At 63.2% G+C, this 20,225-nt stretch carries 13 protein-coding genes; 7 read left to right on the top strand and 6 right to left on the bottom strand.

Going from position 1 to position 20,225, the window contains the following annotated elements; genetic code table 11:
- Positions 1 to 111: 111 nt before the first annotated feature.
- Both H4W81_RS36430 and H4W81_RS36425 read right to left on the bottom strand, forming a co-directional pair.
- Entirely contained in the window at positions 112 to 4,659 is a 4,548-nt protein-coding gene (locus H4W81_RS36430; RefSeq protein ID WP_192778948.1) for a hypothetical protein, read from the bottom strand.
- 372 nt (positions 4,660 to 5,031) lie between these two features.
- Positions 5,032 to 5,334 (bottom strand): hypothetical protein, encoded by a 303-nt coding sequence (locus H4W81_RS36425; protein WP_192778947.1) that lies wholly within the window; start codon positions 5,332 to 5,334, stop codon positions 5,032 to 5,034.
- Positions 5,335 to 5,949: 615 nt separating this feature from the next.
- Between H4W81_RS36425 and H4W81_RS36420 the strand changes: the two genes are divergently transcribed.
- The 3 genes from H4W81_RS36420 (at position 5,950) to H4W81_RS36410 (ending at position 14,189) form a co-directional block, all read left to right on the top strand.
- Positions 5,950 to 8,628 carry a tetratricopeptide repeat protein gene (locus tag H4W81_RS36420; protein WP_192778946.1) on the top strand — a complete coding sequence of 893 codons (2,679 nt, stop codon included), beginning with the start codon at positions 5,950 to 5,952 and terminating at the stop codon, positions 8,626 to 8,628.
- Positions 8,629 to 10,733: 2,105 nt separating this feature from the next.
- A complete protein-coding gene (locus tag H4W81_RS36415; protein ID WP_192778945.1) occupies positions 10,734 to 12,005 on the top strand; it encodes an NACHT domain-containing protein in 1,272 nt (423 codons plus the stop codon).
- Between the two features lie 369 nt (positions 12,006 to 12,374).
- Positions 12,375 to 14,189 carry an IS481 family transposase gene (locus H4W81_RS36410; RefSeq protein ID WP_420538761.1) on the top strand — a complete coding sequence of 605 codons (1,815 nt, stop codon included), beginning with the start codon at positions 12,375 to 12,377 and terminating at the stop codon, positions 14,187 to 14,189.
- Between the two features lie 61 nt (positions 14,190 to 14,250).
- Here the strand turns inward: H4W81_RS36410 and H4W81_RS36405 are convergent, their stop codons facing one another.
- Positions 14,251 to 14,505, bottom strand: a complete 255-nt coding sequence (locus tag H4W81_RS36405) for a GntR family transcriptional regulator (protein ID WP_192778943.1) — start codon at positions 14,503 to 14,505, stop codon at positions 14,251 to 14,253.
- Between the two features lie 167 nt (positions 14,506 to 14,672).
- Here H4W81_RS36405 and H4W81_RS47990 point away from each other — a divergent pair, with 167 nt between their 5' ends.
- Positions 14,673 to 14,972 carry a hypothetical protein gene (locus H4W81_RS47990; RefSeq protein WP_225958961.1) on the top strand — a complete coding sequence of 100 codons (300 nt, stop codon included), beginning with the start codon at positions 14,673 to 14,675 and terminating at the stop codon, positions 14,970 to 14,972.
- 511 nt (positions 14,973 to 15,483) lie between these two features.
- Here H4W81_RS47990 and H4W81_RS36400 read toward each other — a convergent pair.
- The 3 genes from H4W81_RS36400 to H4W81_RS36390 form a co-directional block, all read right to left on the bottom strand.
- Positions 15,484 to 16,077, bottom strand: coding sequence for a nucleoside/nucleotide kinase family protein (locus H4W81_RS36400; protein ID WP_192778942.1), 594 nt, complete (start codon positions 16,075 to 16,077; stop codon positions 15,484 to 15,486).
- Positions 16,074 to 17,111 carry a P-loop nucleotide/nucleoside kinase family protein gene (locus H4W81_RS36395; protein WP_192778941.1) on the bottom strand — a complete coding sequence of 346 codons (1,038 nt, stop codon included), beginning with the start codon at positions 17,109 to 17,111 and terminating at the stop codon, positions 16,074 to 16,076. Before H4W81_RS36395 ends, H4W81_RS36400 begins: the two co-directional genes overlap by 4 nt.
- A 259-nt stretch (positions 17,112 to 17,370) precedes the next feature.
- Positions 17,371 to 17,739: a GntR family transcriptional regulator gene (locus H4W81_RS36390; protein ID WP_192778940.1), complete on the bottom strand. Its 369-nt coding sequence runs from the start codon at positions 17,737 to 17,739 to the stop codon at positions 17,371 to 17,373.
- A 123-nt stretch (positions 17,740 to 17,862) separates the two neighbouring features.
- Here H4W81_RS36390 and H4W81_RS36385 point away from each other — a divergent pair, with 123 nt between their 5' ends.
- From H4W81_RS36385 to H4W81_RS36375, 3 genes are read left to right on the top strand one after another with little or no spacing between them, the layout of a single operon-like run.
- On the top strand, positions 17,863 to 18,201 hold the full coding sequence (locus H4W81_RS36385; protein ID WP_192778939.1) for an SCO3933 family regulatory protein: 339 nt from the start codon (positions 17,863 to 17,865) through the stop codon (positions 18,199 to 18,201).
- Positions 18,198 to 19,577, top strand: coding sequence for an FtsK/SpoIIIE domain-containing protein (locus tag H4W81_RS36380; protein ID WP_192778938.1), 1,380 nt, complete (start codon positions 18,198 to 18,200; stop codon positions 19,575 to 19,577). The genes H4W81_RS36385 and H4W81_RS36380 overlap by 4 nt, the downstream gene beginning before the upstream one ends.
- A gap of 14 nt (positions 19,578 to 19,591) precedes the next feature.
- Positions 19,592 to 20,224 carry a DUF2637 domain-containing protein gene (locus H4W81_RS36375; RefSeq protein ID WP_192778937.1) on the top strand — a complete coding sequence of 211 codons (633 nt, stop codon included), beginning with the start codon at positions 19,592 to 19,594 and terminating at the stop codon, positions 20,222 to 20,224.
- Position 20,225 lies beyond the last annotated feature (1 nt).

Here is a 20,225-nt window from a genome sequence, read left to right as displayed (position 1 = left end):
CCTTTTCATCCTCGGGTGAGCTTGTAGTTCTGTCGCGCAGGTCTTGCGGCTGCTCACTCGGCGGGGGACTGATACGGGACTCCGCACGCCTCGCAGCCGGCGAACGCCTGGTCAGGACGGTGTCGTAGCCACCTCTTGCCTATGCGGTCGCGGAACGATGATCACTATGGGTCGAACGTGGACTGAGCCCGCTTGGGACAGGTGCGCCGCTTGTCTTTGCAGATCGGCCAGCAGCGTATTGGGCACTAGCTTCTTCGCCCGCCTCCTACGGCCGTCCTCCGGGGCGTCCCAAAGTTCGATCGGATACCACCCGACGAGGTAGATGCCCGCGTCAGTTCTCGCCTCGGGCAGGTATCTAGCCACCAACTGCTCGTCCTGCGCCGTCATAACCTCGGGATTCCAAGCGCCCTTGACTTCGATGACGAGTTTTATGGGCCCACCCGAGGCGGTGCCGAGGTGGTCGCTGGGCGGGAACAGCGCGTCGATGAGAATGTCGGTACGGTCACCAGTGCCGTATGGATCTGTGGGGTGAATCAGCACTTCTCGGTTCACCGCGACACGGTGACCTGCGAGCCTTAGGCTCAGCTCGTGCGTGAGGTAAGCGCACAGTGCCGCTTCGGGTTTGGGACGCCAGACGTCGGGGATGGCCTCGTCGACCGTGGCCGCTGCAGTTCTCCTCCGAGAGCGCTTGCCTGGCGTCCGGTCCCACAGCAGCTCACAGTGCGAGGGGAGCGCCTCACCGATCTCTTCCAGCACCTCCTGAACAACCTCTAGGAGATCGGTGCTCGTGCGGATGACGCGCCGCGCGGGGTCCTGCAAGACCCTTATCACGTCATCCGCGCGCACTTGGCTCCAGCTCGCAGCGGCATGTTGCTTCGTTGCTGAGATGAGTGCTGCAGCCACGGCGAGCCGGTTGGGATATCGGCTCGTGAGCTGCCGCAGCTGGTGGACGGCCTCAGCGGTGGCTCGTTGACTCAGCTCCAGAAGCAGGTCGTCACGCCACTTGCGCACCTGCTCGTCTGCGCTCACCACGTGCGCTCCGAGAAGGGTTCTGTCTTCTTCCGGGACGTACAAGTCGCTGAGCCACAGGTACACATCCACCAGCTCAGCCTCACTGAGGGCATCCTGGATGAGCTTGGTGGTCTCGGTGTGGGCGCATGCCTCGGCTAGCCGGCGTGCCAGTTCCGCGTCGGTTGCGGTGAACGCTTTGATGCGGGGCCAATTCACTCCGGCGTCCGTGATCAGCAGGGCTTGGGCGGCCAAAACGGCGGTCTGGACAGTGACCGGCGTGTTTAGGTGCCCATCGAGGGCGGCGTCGATGATGTCGTTCGTAGTCGTGCTGCCAGCGGCCAAGAGCGAGCGGAGAAGGCTGTACCAGGTGTGCAGGGCGGCCTCATGTGCCTCGTCGCTGTCGGGTAGGTTTAATGGACTATCTTCACCTGCCGGAATGCGGAGCCCGGGGCCGTCCACCTGCCTTGGCACAATTCCGAGGCAGGCGGAGAGTTCGGTGGCGAGGCGTTCCATAGCCGTGCCCAGTTCCGGCGCCCAGCGCGGGTCGACGATGTTGAGCACTGTGGGCTGCCGGGCTTGCGCGAGTGCGGCCAGGACAAGTTGGGTGATGCGTCGGGCCAGGCATTCAGGTGCGTGCACGGCGGCCTGACGCAGCAGGTCTCTCCGAGCGGCTTCCATGTAGCTGGTTGACATGCCAAGGATCTCGGTGAGGATCGCTGCGGTCCACGAGCACCAGACCGCCGGGGGCAGCTCAGTGAGGCGGTTGGCCCCGTGCAGCTCAGTCAAGAGGGCGTATCCGGCCCAGGAGCGCTTGTCGTGTAGGGAGCTCTGGAGCCAGGAATCGGCGTGGTCGTGTTCGACGACGAGGTAGCGCAGTGCGAGTTCGGACAGGTCCGAAAGTTCATCGTCGAGGGCGCCGGCTCCTGGCCACGTGAGGATGGCGCCGGACAAGTCCTCCTGCCGGCCCGTTCGGGGGTCCACGCGCAGGCGCCACAAAAACCGCCACAGACTGTCGTTGTCCCCCTCTCTGGCCTGGGCGAGAAGCCGAGCCTGTTCGGCGATGAACTCCGCCGCCTGCGGCCACAGATTGTTCTCAGCGCGATGGCTTCGGCGCAGCGCCTGTGCCAACGGGCTGTCGAGAGCTATCGCTTCGTAGAAAGAACACAGATACGGCCAGGAGGGATGCGCCTCCTCATAAGCCAGCTCGAACGCCTCGCGGTCATCGCGCGGGAACAGATAGGCGGCCAGCTCACCATACGCCGCGACAAGCGCGTCGTCCCCGGACGCGGCTGCCCGGGTCGTCCGCTCCAAAGCCCACGCAAAGTCAGCCCCGTCCACCAGCTGGTAGCGGATGGACTGCTCGGGCGCCGAGGACGCGGCCAACCGCAACGACGAGCTGGGTTGCCAGTCGTGCACGATCCGCCATGCGGCCTCGCGAGGGTGGATTTGGGCGTGAACGGCCTCGCCGATAAGCGCCTGGGCCAGGAGCCTGCGCAGCGACTGAACCTTCGGCGATTCCTGCCCCTGTTCGTCGGGTTGCAGGCAGTCGGGAAGGTCGACTTTGTGATTCTCGCGATAGAGGCCAAGGATGATCTTCGCCAGGGTTTCCAGGAACTGCGCCGCATCCTGGCTGCCGAGCACACGGTCGATCACGGGATCGATCAAAGCGGTCTCAACGCGCTCGGGCGAGAAGTAGAAGCCGCTTTCGAGAGACCCCATTCCTAGGACGGTCTCCTGAACCCACGTGAGGAGATCCGGCAGATGCTCGTCCGCACACTGACTGGGCATGTTCCTCAGGAAGTGGGCGTACATGTTGTACGTATGCGGGGTGGGTGGGCGGAGCGCGGCCAACATCGTCGCCACGTCCAAATGGCCAGGCCACAGCAGGCTCAGCACGGTGCCCCGCAGATCATGTTCGGGGTCTGTCTGCGCGGCGTAGGAAGGCCCGTCCAGTAACGCGAGAATTCTCTTGAGGACGGGCACGGAACGGTCGGCGTCACAGGTGAACGCCGCGCTCGCCGCCAAGCGGCGCTCCGTCTGGTGCCAAGCCTCGTTCTCGACCAGCCGCAGGAGGCCGTCTGCCAGTCTAGGGTGAGCTGTCCCGGCCTCCTGGGCTAGTCGAATGGCCAAACGGATCTGCGCTGTGGTCTCCCAGTCCGCCGGACCTTCACTCGGGGCTGTCTCCAGCACCTCGGCAAGCTGGTCCGCCAGCAGCGGATGGCGCAGGTCCCAGTGGGAGAGCTGCCAGCGTGCGTCACTGAGCTCGACCTGCAAGGCGCGTTCCAGGAGCCTGTTTACGGTCAGCCAGCGGACCTCGTCGGAGCGCACCAGTGCGCTGTGCACGGCAAGGCTCTCGGGGTCAGCGGCGGCCAGCCAGTCAGTGGCAGTGGGGTTCATGGCCACCAGCCAGGCGGCGGTCTCGCGCAGCGGCACCGGGATGCTCGCGGTGCCGCCATCGGGTGCGCCGACGAGAAAGAGATTCTCCAACTGCCGCTGCGTGGTTTCCCGATCAGTGAGATACCGCGCCGCCAGGTAGGCGGCCACGGACGAATGTCGAAACGCCACCCTGCTGTCATCAGGCCTCGTGAACAGCGCCGTCGCGAGGGTTTCCTGCAACGCCTGAAACGTGACCTCGTACGGACCTGCGGCGGTCCGCTCAGAACCGCCCGCCAGTGCGTCACCTGGCAAGTCGAAGGCGCCCGCCTCGAAAGCGGGGCCTCGCCACACGGTCCGATGGCCGGACAGCAGCATCCAGGCAGCGATGCGTCCCGCTACCGTCAGACGCTGTTGGGCGGTAGTGATCACACTCCTGCTGAGTCGACGAGGATCGGGATCCTCAGCAAGCCGTGCCACGCCGCTCGCGAACAGCTCCTCCGGCTTGCCATGCAGCCGACCATCGACCCGATAGGTCAGGACCAACAGTTCCAAGGTCATCGGAATGCTCGCCATCACGGCGGCTCCGGCGGCCTCGGCCGCCGCCACGAGTTCCTCGCCCGGCACGTCGGCGCTGTCGGCCAACGCCACGGCCTCCTCGCGGCTCAACGGGGCGATGTCAACGCATCGACACGTCCCGAACGCCTCAGTAAGCACAGAGGTCATCGTCGCCGGATAGTCGGCCGTGCGGCAGGCCAGGAGAAAACGAACCCGACTGGTGTCCCTGCCGCGCAGCGACCTCTTCAACCACCTCGGCAAGTACGGCAGGAAGACCGGGCTCTCGTCTACTTGGTCCAGGACCACCGTCAACACTCCGGTATCCCCGGCGGCGTCTTCCTCCGAAGGTAGGGAGCTGAGATGGCAACCCAGCTCCTCCTGGTAAGAGTTCTCGGTCAGGTCCCCGCCCGCAACCCACAGGCACGCGTCGGTGTCCCCGTCCCAGGCGTCCATGACGCGGGGCAGCATGTTGGTTAGGTGTGTCAACACCGAGGTCTTGCCGGCGCCCGGCTCGCCCAGCACGACCATCGCCCCGGCCGCCGCGACCACGGAGGGAAGTGCCAGTGCTCCCTCACGCAGCCGCTCAACCGCGGTGACCACATCCTCACCGTTGGTGCGAAATGCCTCGGAGGCCTGCGGAATCCAATCCGCCGTATCGCGCGCGCTGCGGATCCTGCACACACGAGGCACATGAAAACCGAACACATCTCCCGCCACACCCCCGATTCTCTCAGCGCTCACCGGCAGCAAGCTCCGTGAACAGCGAGCTGAATGTCATGATGGCCGAGCGTCCAGAAGGTGATCGAGAGAACAGGGGTGAGTGGATCCGGCGCCTCGGGGGTGACCTCCGTGGTGCACGAAACACCCCGCTGGGGAGTGTCCCTTGAGCTGTGGCGCGGCCGAGAGGACTCTGCCCCCTAACCTTCTGATCCGTAGCCAGTTCGAGATCGTCCACGGGTGTCCACCACTGTCATGAACGCCTGCTCAGCAGCCCTCCTCGCTTGATCGGCTTACACGTTCGTACACCGGCGTCCAGAGTTGTTGTTAGCAACACTGTTAGCAAGATCTCTGCGTTTAATCGCTGACGCGTCAGTCCAGCTCGTACCGGCGCTCCCGAAGGTCTGCTTCGAGGTCACTGACCGCCAGCAGAATCTGGTTGGTCACCCACTCGTAGCGCTTCCTCAGCAGGTCGGCCAGCTCGTGGTCACCGGTCTCCTCGGCCATCCGGCCGCCATGCTTGAGGACTTTGCGGAGGTATTCGTAGGACAGCCGACAGCGTTCCTGATCATCAGGGGCCGCCTCGATGGCCGCGACACGGAATCCGTCGTGCAGCAACCCTTTGCCGAGCTCCTCAGGGAATCCGAGGTCAAGGATCTGCCGCGGCCGCTGCATGGGGCCGGCCTGTCTGAACAGTCGTGTCCACCACTTAGGACGTCCGGCCAATCGAGATCGTCTCCTCAGGGCGTTGTAGCAGTTCGCTACCTCTATTCAAAACCTGGCCGGAGGAGGCGTCGAGTGATCCAGACGGTCACAGACCGCAGGCGGGTTAGCAATCCCGGGGACGATGGTCGAACTACCGACCTTCCGCTTTTCAGGTGTAGCAATCGCCCTACTGCTTCTCGATGAGCTGCGGACACAGGGTGCTCGCCGATGGCGGGTGTGCGCTACTGGTGGGGGACGTTGCCGTCAGCGTTGCTGTCACCCCAGCCATGGCCACCCGGTGCCGAGACCCGACGAAGGAGGGCCTCGGCGTCGATCGCCCCAACCACGGTCGGCGAGTAGCGAAGTGAGCGATCGTCAAGGCGTTGACTACTTCGATGCGAACTGCAGGCATCCGCCAGGCCCGAAGAAGGGAAGCCGTGCGGCAGCATGCTCTTCCGCTTCCCACGGTGGTCGGCCCGGCTGGAGACTCGCTACGGCAACACCTGGTTCCTTGCGATTGGATAACGCAGCCTTCGCCGGCCACTCAGAGTGCCTTACACACGGAATGTGGGTCTTCTATGGCGGATGCTGACGGCGTTTACGGTGGCGGGACTGGCGGCGGGAATCGCTGCGGTGGCCGACAGCAAGCCGTGGGCGACGGTGATCTGGGCGGGTGTCGGCGGAGTAGGGACGGCCTTTGCTCCAACGCTATGGGAGTACATGCGCGACCGTCGAGATGCGGTGGAAGCACTAGAGGGAACGGCGGAAATACCGCCGGTAGGGCCTGCATCTTTGCTGCATCCACTGCGAGCAGTGGTGCCTTTCGCCGGCCGAGAGCGAGAATTGTCGGAACTGCTGACCTGGTGCTGTGATCCGGATACGGAACGGTTGAGGCTGTTGGTGGGCCCGGGAGGAGTGGGCAAGTCTCGGTTGGCACTGGAGCTGGCAGTGCGCTTGGGGCCCTCGTGGGGTTTTCTAGGAATCCGCGACGACGCTGAAACGGAGGCGCTCTCGCGGTGGCGCTCAGTCAGTGAGGATCGGGTGCTTCTGGTGGTTGACTATGCCGAGACTCGCACTGATTTGGCGGCGTTGCTGCTAGACGTGGTCTCTGACACGGACAGGCAGGTGCGGGTGCTGCTGCTAGCTCGTAGCGCCGGCGAGTGGTGGCAGCAATTGGGCGCGCAAGCAGCACGTGTGCGGCAGATGGTGGCTGCGGCTGGTGACGGGCTGGTACTGGCCGAAGCGGTCAGGGAGAGCGCCGCTGATCATCAGCTCGTGCTGGAGGCGGTGCCGCATTTTGCTGCGGCGTTGGGGGTGGCGGCACCCGAGTGGGTGGATGTCGAGCTCGGGGAAGGGCCACAGCGAATCTTGGATCTGCATGCTGCGGCGTTGGCGGCGGTATTGCGGTCCACCAGTGCTGAGCATTCTCGGCCGGTGACGGTGCGGGTAGCGGACGTGCTGATGGAACTGTTGGGCCATGAACGGCGGTATTGGTTGCAAACGGCCCAGGCTCGTGGGTTTTTGGCGGGCGCGTATGGGATGAGTCCGCTGATGGTCGAGCAGACGGTAGCAGCGGGCACACTGCTGGGGGCCAGAGATCGGGAACAGGCGTGTGATGTGGTGGGGCGTGTTCCAGATGCGACGGCGTCAGTACGGGTGGCGGACTGGCTACGGGAGTTGTATCCACCAGATGATGGTCGAGGGTGGCTTGGTCGATTGCACCCAGACCGTCTGGCGGAGTTCCACGTCACCTACCAGTTGTGCAGGAGCCCTGCACTATTGAGCGCCTGTCTGGAAGACCTGGATAGTGAGCAGGGTCGGCGGGCGTTGGTAATGTTGGCGCGGGCGGCCCAAGAGCTCGATCCGGCGGCGGAAATACTGCAGCAGTTGTTGCCCGCGGTCGCTGCGGAGGCAGGCTCTGTCGCCGCACCCCGGGAGACGCTAGTGGCGCTGTATGAGGTGCTACCCTCCGAGTCGGTGATTCTGGCTAATACACATCTCCTCCTTGCGCAACGCATTTTAGATAGCATTCCGAATGATTCAGAAGCTGAAGAGCGTGCCCGGTGGTTAAGCTTGGTCGGAATGCACCTAACGGCTTTGGGGCGCCCTACTGATGCTCTGACTGCACATCAAGAAGCCGTTACCTACTATCGCAATCTTGCCGACGAGAACCCTGCTCTCTATCGTGCCGATCTTGCTCGATCGGTGGGCAGTCTAGGAACATGTCTCTCACAACTAGGACGCTCGGCTGATGCTCTAACTGCAGCCAAGTTGGCCGCTAACATTTATATCGAACTAGTCGAACATCAGCCCGCCCGATACTATGCACCTCTCGCTAATGCCTTATCTCATCTTGGCGTTCAGTATTCAGAACTAGGCCACCACGCCGATGCTCTCGATGCAATTGAATTAGCTGTAAGCATCTTTCGGACCCTGGTGGAGAGCAGGCCAAATATTCACCGTTCCGACTTAGCCGAGTCTCTGTCGAATCTTGGCGCCTGTTTCTCGGCTATGGGGCGCCATACCGAAGGTCGCCTAGTGCTTGAAGAGGCCGTCAGCATCTACCGGGATATGGCCGAGGACTACCCGGACCGATATCGTCCTGAACTAGCTCGCGCCCTGGCTAACCTTAGTATGGGCTTCGAGAAAGTAAGGCAAACCCCGGAAGCCCTGACTGCAGCCCAAGAAGCTACTGCACTCTATCGCGAGCTCGTCGAGCGCTATCCCGACCGCTATAACCATTATTTCGCTGGATGCCTTGCCAGCCTCGGTTCTTGCTTGTGGCGCTTGGGGAGAATTTCGGACGCCCTCGCCGCCGAGAAGGAGGCCGTTCGTATTCGTCGAGCTCAGGCTGTCACATATCCGGATAGACACCGCTCCGACCTTGCGATCGCGCTGTCCAACCTCTCTGCAACGCTATCTAGCACGAACTGCCTGCCTGAGGCTCTTGAAGCAATCGAAGAAGCTGTCATAATACTCCGCGAGCTCCCTACTACCTATTCGGAAGGTAACCGGGCCGACTTCGCCGACGCTCTGTCCAACCTCGGCGCGACCTTATCGCGCCTTAACCGTCCAACCGAAGCCTTGCCGGTTATCCAAGAGGCTAGCGACATATATCGCGATCTTGTCGAGCGTTATCCCATCCGCTACCTTCCAGATCTTGCTCGATCCTTATCTCATCTCGCCGCCTGCCTTGCAGAGCTGGGTTATACCGAAGAATCAAAAAGGATAGAGGAAGAGTTGAATATCCTCGATTCGACATGAGCGAAAGCCCTACATGGGCAGGAGTACTGCAATTCAAGAGCTTGCCTGCGCTGATCGCCAGCCGAAATCTTCACCGGAAGTAGGCATCCCACGTGGTTACTGTCAAACGGGACGTGACCGCCCTACCGTCGTTAGCACCGGAAGCCGTGCGGCAGTCAGACCGTCCGCCTTTCAGAAGTCGCGATTCGGTTCGACCAGGTGCCGTGCGGTCGCCGCGAGTGCTCTCCGTACGGGCTCGGTGCTCGACGTTGCCGTCACTCCGTCCCGACAGACCACCTGCATGCAAGGGGGAAACCCCCCTCTCAGATATCGCTGACGGCCGTACTACGGTGCAGAACGGAAGCTCAGCCTCAGATCGCCGGCCCTCGCATGAGGAGAGTGAAGACTCCAGATACTGGTAGAGGTCTTGGCCTATGCATACGAGCGGCTCACCGTTTGCGGGAGGTGAGGTCGGTTCGCCGATGTTCACGGTCACAAGCGCTCACGTGGGCTCATGTCCGCCCGCGGTCGCTGCGGATATCAGCACTTCTACCATCTTCGCCGAAGATCACAGTAGCACCGACCACTATCACGTTCCCCTGTGCCGCAGCTTCCTTACTTCTTGCCGAGGATCGCACGGATCACGATGGCTACACCGTTGAGTACTGCGGGAAGGTCAGCCGAACTCGTGCGGCTAACTGTAAGCCAAACGATCACAACCGCTGCAGCTGCAACGATCAAGACCATGCCGACAGCTGCCGCAGCGGCCAGAACTACCGGGTCCATCCGAGCCCTTCCAATCCCAAGGCGTTGCTGATGAAATCCCAGTCAAGGGCAGAGCGTGCCGGAGGTCCACGAGAGTCGTACAGGTCAGATCTCAGCTGTGTTTCAGCAGGTCATCCCATGGTCTGCGACATGAGCACCCGGATGGATCGGATGAATGAGGTCAGGTGAGCGAGGCGAGCGAACGTCATTCACTCCATCGAGAGCTTGTCCGATTGGAGGAACTAGCCAAACGGCCAGGTCGGTATAGCCGGAAGAAGCTCCTTGAGGAGATTTACGACGGGGGAAACGGGCCGAAGCTGAGTCCGCAAACCGTGTCCGGATGGATGGCGCGGGGATTAGTTCCAGATGAATTTGCCGACCTATGGATATTCACAAGAGAGTTGCTTCGAAGGACATCCTCCAGTGGTCCAGAGAGCAAGTTTTGGTGGGTCCGAAAAGAGAGCGAGTTTAAGGGGCTCTGGGAGGCCGCCAAAAAGCAATCAGCGTACGCTGCCGCCGACCGAGCGCCCAAGAGAAGAAACAATCTGCCCGAGGAGCTAATTGATTTCCTAAATGCGACCCGCGTCATTGCAGTCGAGCATCCGTACCCTGCGGTTCTTCCGGGCGCCGCGCTTCCTCCATTGTCTCAAGTCTATGTGCGACAGCAAGCGGAGCTGCGACGGGTTGAGAGCTCCGACCAGGATCCCGATCGCTCGAGTGGCGGCTGGGATAGGCGGCCAGCCGAGGATATTATTAAGGGCGACGTCCCTATTACATGGCTCCTAGGTGGGCCGGGTGCAGGGAAATCTAGCCTTCTCCGGATGATTATAATAACCCTGGCGGACCAGCTCCTCGAAGAGGGCCTACCGCAAGCTCCACCAAAGCCGAAATTACCGACCCATCCGGGCGTTATCCATACATCAAGAGACAATGATCAACCAACAAAAAGGCCACTCTTTCCTGTATACGTCCCAGCGCACACTCTTACACAGCCAGGCTCATTTGCGCAACAGATCGTAAATGCGGTTCAAGTTCAGCTTAGAGGTCATAACTATGCCCCTCCATCTGTGGGATTCTTTCGCAGCCTGCCTCAGGTGGGGGCGCGATGGCTGATCCTGATAGACGGCCTTGATGAGATATCAGATATCGATGAGCGCCTTCGAGTACTTCGGGCCCTTAACGCTAACAAGGACGGGATCTATCGATTCATAATTGGGAGCAGGCCTCTACCGGAATCTGAATTAGCGATCCTTGATGAAGACATCTCAGTAGGTCGAACGAAGAGAAAGAGTGGCCCAGCAGGAAGGTACGAACTACTTCCTCTTGACTTGAGTGAGCTGCCCCGGTTTGTTAGAGGATGGATGGAAGCAGCTCGTATATCTGATCCAACGTTAGCTGTCGCAGCGTTCATGGAGCAGGTGAATCGTGGTCGGCTGCGCGAGCTAGTCAGAAACCCGCTAATGGCCACCATCCTGTGTCAACTCCACGCAGCGGACCCCGCATACCCTCTCCCCAGAGGCCGGTTTTCCGCGTACCAGCGTTTCTATGAGCTGCTGAAAGATAGATTTTATGATTGCTCTTCGACAGGAATTAGCGATCAGTTAAATGACCAGCTTCGGCGCTACGGCGCCCAGTCGATTACTGCGATCAATGATTTGCCAGGAAAGATCTTGGAGGCCCTGGGGCATGTGGCCCTACATCAGCAGCATGAACGCGCCTCTCATTCGTTCGGGGAAATCAGAGCCAGCGTTGCCTGTCTGCGCCCCAAAGATATGCCAACAAGCAGATGGGAGGCGCTCATAGTACAGGTTTTGCGCCGTACGGGGTTGGCGGTAATTAACGGTGATGATCTCAGTTTTGTTCATCAGACCCTTGGCGAGTTTCTCGCCGCAAAGTATGCTGCCTCGAATACGAAATTCAGCGAAGAGGAGTTCCGTCGACTGTCTCACAAAGACGGTCGCTATTCGCCCTCATATCTCACCTCGTATGATCGATTTCTTATTGCAGCCTGGTTCGAGGAGGATTGTCGACCACCGGGGCTGCGCGATCTAATGCTACATCTTTCTGCCAACTATAGTTCGGCAGCTGGGATTTCGGAGCTCATTCGCGACGGTATCGATTTGGGCAAAGGTGTTCGCGATTCAGTGGCTGAAACTCTTCTAAAGATGGCGAGCGGACGTAATCTCTCAACGACAATTCTTGCTGCAGAGAATTTGGCTTCACTCGACATCTCCTCAGCAGTGGAGGTTCTATCGGTAGTTCTAAAGAACCCGAGAATCACCTTCCTGGATCGCGCACTTCTATCTAAGAAGATAATCGAGTTTGACCCGCTTCGCGCTGTTGATACATTTGCCGAGCTTTCCATGAGTCGACAACTCAACATTATGTACCGCGATCATGCATCTGATTATCTGATGAAACTCGATCCAGCCCGGGCCGCTTCGATCATTTCCGAAATGATTATAGAGCGAAGAAGTGATGTTGATGAGCTTATTGTCCTATCTAAGAAGCTCGCAAAGATGGATGAACCTCTCGCAATTGATATTTTGTCAGATATTTTGGATCGTTACAGTTGGAGCGAGTTGCATCGCCTCAGGCTCTTGAACTGGTTGTCCAAAATGAGGTCCCCGTAAATAGGTCTTTAGATCTTGCATAAGGCCAATTGCTCGTATCCGCGAGCCGCCACGTTGAACGTGAGCGCCTATCTGAACCGGTTCTGGCTAGTGGCCATAATCGGTCAGCGTGGGCGGCGCGGGCCGCGACCGGCCGAAGAGCCGCAGCGCGGCCAGCGACCGTCGACGCGTGGCAGGACGCCGTAGGCGACCTGCCCTTGAGATAGAACAGAAAGTTCTCATCGAGCTGTGCTACTCGGCGTTGTCCTGTCCCGGGACATGCTTGACACGTCAGTCCCAAGACATCGGTGACAGGTGCTGTTTTCGGCCAGTCTGTCGTGCGTCATTGCGGCGTCGCGCGTCAGGAGGCCGGGATTGGCCCTGGTGGACATGTCCGTTGTCGAGCAGCGGTATCGCGCCGTGCTGGCAGTGCTGGCCGGTGCATCAGTGACCGAAGTCGCGCGCGAAGTGGGGGTGGCGCGGCAGACGTTGTCGGGTTGGGTGTCGCGCTATCGGGAGTCAGGTCTGGGCGGGCTGGTGGATCGCTCGCGGCGGCCGCATTCGTCTCCGTCGCAGATGAGCGCGGAGGTGGAGGTGTTGGTGTGTGAGTTGCGGCGCCAGCATCCGCGGTGGGGTCCGGTCCGGTTGGCGCATGAAGCCGGGCGCAGGGGTGTGGACCCGGCGCCGTCGCGGATGGGGGTGTATCGGGCGCTGGTGCGTCATGGGCTGATCGAACCGGGGGCGGGGCGCCGCAAGCGTGTCTTTCGCCGCTGGCAGCGTGAGGCGCCGATGGAGTTATGGCAGCTGGACATCGTCGGCAGCGTGTTTCTGGCCGATGGCCGTGAGGTCAAGGTGGTGACCGGCGTCGATGACCACTCGCGGTATTGCGTGATCGCCAAGGCGGTGGTGCGGGCCACCGGCCGGGCGGTCTGCCTGGCCTTCACCGAGGCTTTGCGGGCGTTCGGGGCGCCGGGTGAGGTGCTGACGGACAACGGCAAGCAGTTCACCGCGCGGTTCGGCCATGGCGGTGAGGTGCTGTTCGACCGGATCTGCCGGGATAACGGGATCGTCCATCGGCTGACCCAGCCACGTTCGCCGACGACGACCGGCAAGGTGGAGCGTTTCCATCAGAGCATGCGCCGCGAGCTGCTAGAGGATGCCGGCCCGTTCGAGGATCTGTCCGCGTTCCAGGCCGAGCTGGACGCGTGGGTGGAGCATTACAACACCGCCCGGCCGCATCAGAGCCTGGACATGGCGGTCCCGGCCGACCGGTTCACGCCCGTGAGCGAGGCCGAGCGAGAGCTGCTGCCGCTGCGCCTGCCGACGATCCTGGCCGCGCAACCGGATCTGGCGCCTGCCGCGGATCAGACAGTCACCGATGTCGCCTCTGCGGCGTCGGAGCGTCGGAAGAGCAGCAACGAGGGCACGCACGGGGCCAGGCGGCCGATGGCACCGACGGCGTCGTGGTCAGGTGGGCCGATCGAGTTCGACCGGGTGGTGCCGGCCAGCGGCAACTTGGGCGTGGCGGGCAAGCAGTTCTGGCTCGGCCCGGCCCGTGCCGGTCAGGTGATCACCTTCTGGGCGGATGTGAATGTGATCCATCTGCTGGTCGGCGGGGTGCGGCTGAAGAGCCTGCGCTCGCACCTGTCGACCAACGACCTGGCCCGCCTGTTCGCCGATGGTGGCCGCCCGGCCGGGCCGTCGCCGCTGCCGCAGGCCGAGAACGACGCGGTGGTGGAGGTGGAGCGGACGGTGAACAAGTACGGTTCGGTCAGCCTGGCCGGCCGCTACCTGCTGGCCGCCGAGATCCTGGGCGGGCGCCGGGTCACGATCAGGATCGAGGAGAACACGCTGATGTTCCTCGACCCGGATACCCGCCAGCTGCTGCGCACCCGCCCGAATCCGCTGATCTGGGCCAAGTGCCTGCAGCTGCGTGGTGCCCGCCCCGCCGGCCCGCCACCGGTGCCGGAACGGTCGCCGATCACGGTGCAGCGCCGCGCCAACTCCTTCGGCGTGATCATGGTCACTCGGCAGACCGTCTCCCTCGGCCGTCTGTACGCCGGCCAGGTCGTCACCGTCCATGTCAGCGACAGCACGCTGACCATCGACCTGGACGAAGGCCCGCGCACCGTGCACCGCACCACCGACCTACCGGTCCGCAACGTCAAAGCACACCGGCCCCGCAAGGTCGGCCATGTTTCCTAGATCACCTGTCGTCCATGTCCTGGGACGGAAACGTCAGGCATCTCATGGGACTAGACATGTGCTACTCGGCGTCGTCGGCCTCTGGAAGCTTCCGTTGACCCACGAAGCTTCCCAGGTTCGGCACGGTGTAGATCAGGTTCTCGTCGCGGAGTCGCTGCATGGCCTTGCGGATGGTGCCGCGTGCGACCCCGAACTCCTGCATGAGTTGGACTTCGGATAGCAGATGCTTGGGCGGGTAGGTGCCGTCCACGATCCGTGCTCGAAGCACGTCGTATATCTGCTCCCACCTGGGGCGATCCGGCTCGAAGTCGATCACAGTTCTAACCATAGGAAGCCCTGTTCAGGCACTATCAGGCAGCTCATGGCATGCCATGGCATAGGCAGGGGTGTACAGGCGAGTTAGTCTTCCTGCATGATGTGCCGCCCTCGGCTGTGTCGAGGCGGCCCTCGTCATAGCAGCCCAATGAGCGGCAGGGAGAAGTCATGCTCAGGCAAGACGTGGAGCTCGCGCCGTATCACGGCACCCACCCGGCGCCGAGGCGCCCGGACTGCGAATCCGTTGCCTGGTACGAGAGCACTCCGCGATGTGATCGGGTCCGCGTGCGGGAGCACACCTGCGGCTGTCGTAGCACTGTGTATGAACTGTGTGCCGCGGCGGGGGTTCTGTTCGTGCGGCGCCTGGAGCGCGAGGACGGCTCAGTGAATGTGCGTGAGACCTCGTGGCTGCGCACGGCCGAAGTGCTGCGGCTCTGGGCGGCGATTCTCGATGGGCGGGCGTCATGAGGCCTTGCCTGGGAGTCTCGACAAGGAGGGAGAGGCGCTGTGGCGGCAACCGTAGGGATCAGCTCGGAGACGACCGGTGGACCTCACGTGGACGGTTGGGCCACGGTTGCGCGTGAGTGGGGAGGATTCTCGGCCTGTCGTGATCCTGACCGGCAGCTGACTCGGTCGGAGGAGTGTGCGGGTCTCAAGCGGCAGTTGATCGCGACGTCTTCACATGAGTTGGTCTTGCTCATCGAGCAGCAGCAGGAGCTCGAAGAGCAGCTGACGATGTCACAAGTGTTCACGTGTCCTGCCTGCGGCAGCGAGCGGGGTGACGCGCCGGTCATCGTCACGGTGGACGAGTCCTCCGTGACACCAGAGCGCTGCGTCGAGAGCTATGGAACAGGTCGCGGCTGCCAGCACCTCAACGTCGAGTGGACCTTTCAGCGCCCCGTCGCTGACGGGGCGCGGTGCGGGGATTGCGGTACCTGGTGGCGGCTCGATCTGATCCCGGATGACGTCGCGGCGCGGCTCAGGGGTGGGAACCCTCCTCGTGAGGACATCCGGCGGTCCGCAGACGGTCGTACGCGCTCGTGATTTCCTTCGCCGCCGCGTCCGGGCTGAGCTGGTCAGTGTGGAGACGCAGATGAAAGAAGCCCGCGTCGGCGTTCGCTCCGAGGTCTTCAACGGTCTCGTCCCACGCGGCCAGGCGCTTGGTCGTGTCGGTGTCCCCGCGTGCTTGCGAACGCTGCTCGGTCACCTCGCGCTGCACCCACAGCAGGACGCGAAGCCAAGAGTCGGGAACTCGGGCGAGGAGCCGGCGGAGATCTGGGATGTTGCCCATGTGAACGATCGGCACGTAGCCGGCGGCGTGCCGTGTCTCGATCGCTTGGCAGTCGATGGCGTAGACGTTGCCGTAGCGACGCGTCTCGACGAGCAATCGGCCTTCGCTGCGGAGCTTGTCGAGGTGCTCGCTCGTGACGAACTCGTACCCTGCGGCTCGTCCGGTGCCGACCTTGAGCTTGGGCAGCAGGGCGAACCGTGGGTCGAGGCGATTCAGGGCGGCGGTGACGGTGTCCTTGCCGCTGGCGGGTGGGCCGTACAGGACGACGCCTTGCAGGCTCACGCGAGGATCCGCTTGAGTGCTTCGCGGGTCTGGTCAGCGAGGCTGATGGCGGCGCCGAGCCGGTTGTCGACGGTGATGTGCGCGGTTGGTGGGCTGGCGTCGACGGCCAGCCCTTCGGCGTACTGGTCCCAGTTGTCCAGCTTCCATGCGTCACGGGCGGCGCCGCGGAACTCGATGTACTCGCGCATGGACTCGGGATCGCACCGCACCCAGATCGCCGCGACGTCGATGCCCTTGGCCGCGCACCTGTTCTCCAGGCGGGTGAACCACGCCTCGTCCTTCAGCTCCGCGATGAACGGCGCCGAGAGGATGGTGGAGGTGCCGATGTTGAGGTTGTCCCAGGCGGTCTCCATCAGGCACCGGTACTCCAGTGGGCGGACCTCCTTGAGGTACAGATCGGTGTGCCGGTCGTTGGGGTCGCCGCCGAGCGAGATCAGGAGCCGTTCGACGATGCACCGCGTGAGGGAGTCCTTGTCCAGGAATGCCCACCCGGTGATGTCCGACAGGAAGCGGGAGAACTCGGTCTTGCCTGATCCGGCGTATCCGCCGACCAGGACGAGGATCGGCTTGGGGCTGCCTCCACCGTGTCGCCGGCGCCAGGCGTCGACCACACGGTTGCGCAGGAGAGCTTGTGGTGAGTCGCCCGGCTCGATGCCGCCGATGGAGACCCTGGTGAACGCTTCCTCGATGACGTGGGCGGCGGCATTGTCCGCGGCAGGGTCGGCCGGTGGAGGCAATTCAGAAATCACAATTTCCGCTTTCTGTGATTCACCGGGCAAAGCTGGACGAAAACCTAGTTCAGGTTCGCTGGCCTGGTAAAGCAGGCAGTAAGCGCGTCGGTAGTGCGGGCCGGGAAACACCGTTCCCTGCTCGTGTCCCCACAGGGTTTGGAAGTTGGCCGCCGGGACGGTCAAGCCGTGCCCGGCCGCGGCCTCACGTAGCCGCTCGCCTGCGGCTTCGAGGGTAAGTCCGTGTGCCTCGCGGTGTTCGCGCAGGCGGGAAGGGGTCCAGCCGGTTCGCTGGGTCGTCTTCATTGCATACCTTCGCCTTCACACTGGGGGGTGGTGCGCGGTGTGCGGGTCGTGCATGTGAAAACAGACGTGTAAATGCCGTTGAGCCGAACTGAAGAAGCTTAACTAGATCCGCGTGATACCGGAAATCCCCAGGTCACGGTGAACTTAAGCCACTCCGAAAGAGCGAAACACAAGGAGATGGCGATGGAGACGAACCGGTACCGCATCATCGGGGAACTGGCAGAGATCAGGGCGGAACTGGAGGAGCTGACCTGTCGAGTCAGCGAGATCGCTTCGGCTTTGGGAACACCGTCGACTCAAGAGCCGCAAGCCGATCCCCCAATTCCCTGAGGGTGCGGCGCATGTCCGCCAACTGGGCCAGGACCTCGCCATCGATGTCCTCGGCGGGGCCGGCCGCGGGTTGGGCTTCGCTGACGAACACGCCCTTGCCTTGCTGGCCGACGACCAAGCCTTGGGTGCGAAGCACGCTGACGGCTGACTTGATCACGCTGGCCGAGACGTCGTAGCGCTCGCCGAGCTGGGCGATGGAGGGGAGCGCTTCTCCAGGCGCCAACGTTCCCCGGCGGATCTGCTCGCTCAGGTCGTCGACGATCTGCAAATAGGCCGGTCGGCCCGACTTCTCCACCATCTGCGCCCTCCTCGTCCACCCCAAGTTGAGCACACCGCAACCAAGCGGTCAAAGAACTCCTTGACAACTTAGAATTCCAAGCGTTCCATGTCTTCTAAGCGTCCCCCGATCGAAGGAAAGATCATGCGAGCCATCCCCATCCCCGTCGACGTCACCAAGCTCCAGATCACCTGCGTCAAAGCCCCCAAGCCCCGCCTGGTCAGCAAGGACACCGGCGAGATCAAGCGCGACAAGGACGGCAACGTCATGTACGAACTGACGCTGCTGTTCGAGGACGAGTCCAGCCGCATGGAACTCGTCAAGGTCAGCACAACCCCCGAACCACAGATCAACGTCGGTGACGAAGTCGTCCCCGTGGGCCTGCTCGGCTACGTCTGGGAGACCGGCGGCCGGTGGGGCATCTCCTACCGGGCGCAGACGTTCATCCCGGCCGGTGCCGGAAGAACGGCGGCGGGCCAATGATCGACATCGACATTCACCATCCCGCCGTCAAGGCCCTCGCCGCACTGCTTGTCTTGATCCTTTGGCGGCGCTGGGCGCCGGTCTCCTACTGGTACCTGTTCGTCTTCCCCCGCAAGGCCGTGTGGCTGCGCTGGTCCTGGCGGCACGTCGCCTCCGGGTGCGGGCTCATCAAGAAGCGGCAGCGCTGGTGGTTCACCACCATCCCCGGCCTGGTCGCCTCAACCGGCGTCGTCCGCGTCAAGCGCCGCTTCCAGCGGGTCGCGGTCGACACCAAGCCATGGATGGGCCTGCCGAAGCCGACCCCGAACGGCTTCCGCATCACCTTCCACCTCCTCGACGGCCAGGTCCCCGACGACTACGCCAAGGTCTGCGAACGGCTCGCACACGCCTGGCGTATCGAGGCGGTCCGCGTCGTCGGCTCCCGGCCTGGCCGCGTCACCCTGCAAGGCATCACCCAGGACCCGCTGACCCACGTCGCGCCGGCCGTACCCCCGACCGAGCCGTCAGGTGGCTGGTCCGCCGACGATCTGCTGCGGCCCATCGTCGGTGTACTGGAGACCGGCGCCGCCTGGCGAATGGACTTCCGGCTCATCCCACACTGGATCAACGTAGGTGCCACCCAATCCGGCAAGTCGAACCTGCTCAACGCCCTCATCGTCGGACTGTCCCCGCAACCCGTCGCCATGGTCGGCTTCGACCTCAAAGGCGGAGTCGAACTGTCGGTCTACGGACCCCGGCTGTCCGCACTGGCCACCACCCGCGAACAGTGCCTCGACCTGCTGGCCGACCTCATCACCGTCATGGGCTCGCGGATGCTGGCCTGCCGCCGGCACGGCGTACGCGACATCTGGCAGCTCCCCGACACCCTGCGCCCCATCCCGGTCGTCATCCTGATCGACGAGCTGGCCGAACTCTTCCTGACCGCAGACAAGGCCGAAAAAGACCAGGTCACCCGTACGGCAACCGCCCTGCTGCGCATCGCCCAACTCGGCCGCGCCTTCGGCATCCACCTTCTCCTGTCCGGACAGCGCATCGGCTCCGACCTCGGCCCCGGAGTCACCGCGCTGCGCGCCCAGATCGGCGGACGCGTCTGCCACCGCGTCAACGACCCCGAAACCGCGGTGATGACCCTCGGCGATCTCGACCCCGACGCCCTGGTCGCCGCCCGCTCCATCGCCCCCGAGATGCCCGGCGTCGCCGTGATCACCGGCGCGGACGGCCGCTGGTACCGGGCCCGCTCCGGCTACGTCTCCACCGAAGCCGCCGAACGCGCCGCCCACACCTTCGCCGACCTCACCCCCTCCTGGGCTCAGGTCGCCGCCAGCGGACTCGGCCACGAGCTGCCCGCCAACGGCAACCCCGAGCTGGCCGCCTGAAAGGAGCGCCCCCGATGACCCCCAAAGCCGCCCGCCTGGCCGACACCGCGCCGGTGCTGATCCTCGCCCTGATCGCCGGAGCGGGCAGCTTCACCCACATCCGCGACACCGCCATCGAGCACGGACAGACGGGCTGGATGGCCTGGGCGGTAGCGGTCTGCGTCGACCTCACCTGCGTCATGGCCGCCCGAGAACGACAGCGCGACCGCAAGAACGGACGGGAACGAAACGGCTGGATCTCCTGGCCGACCCTCGTCCTGACGAGCGGCATCGTCCTGTCGCTGGCCGCCAACCTCGCCCAAGCCGAACCGACGCCCTGGGGATGGATCACCGCCGCCACACCCGCCGGCGCCTTCCTCGTCGCGGTCTCGATGCTGGAGCGCCGCGCCTCCGAACCCCGTCCCGAACCGTCCTCAGACCTCGTCCCCGTTCCGTCCGCCGTACCGGAGACGACCCCGCCGGCCGTACCGGACCAGAACGGCCCGGTCGCCGAACTGCTCGACTACGCCCGCCGCGTCGCCCACGAACACCAGGCACGCCACGGCAAGCCCATCACCCGCGACACCCTGCGCGCCCGGCTGGGCGTATCCAGCCAACTCGCCTCAGACCTGCTGCGCACCCTGCGCGACAGCCCCGAAACCGCCTAAC

The organism is Nonomuraea africana (genome assembly GCF_014873535.1).
Taxonomy (GTDB): domain Bacteria; phylum Actinomycetota; class Actinomycetes; order Streptosporangiales; family Streptosporangiaceae; genus Nonomuraea; species Nonomuraea africana.
This window is presented reverse-complemented; position numbering and strand designations above follow the sequence as displayed.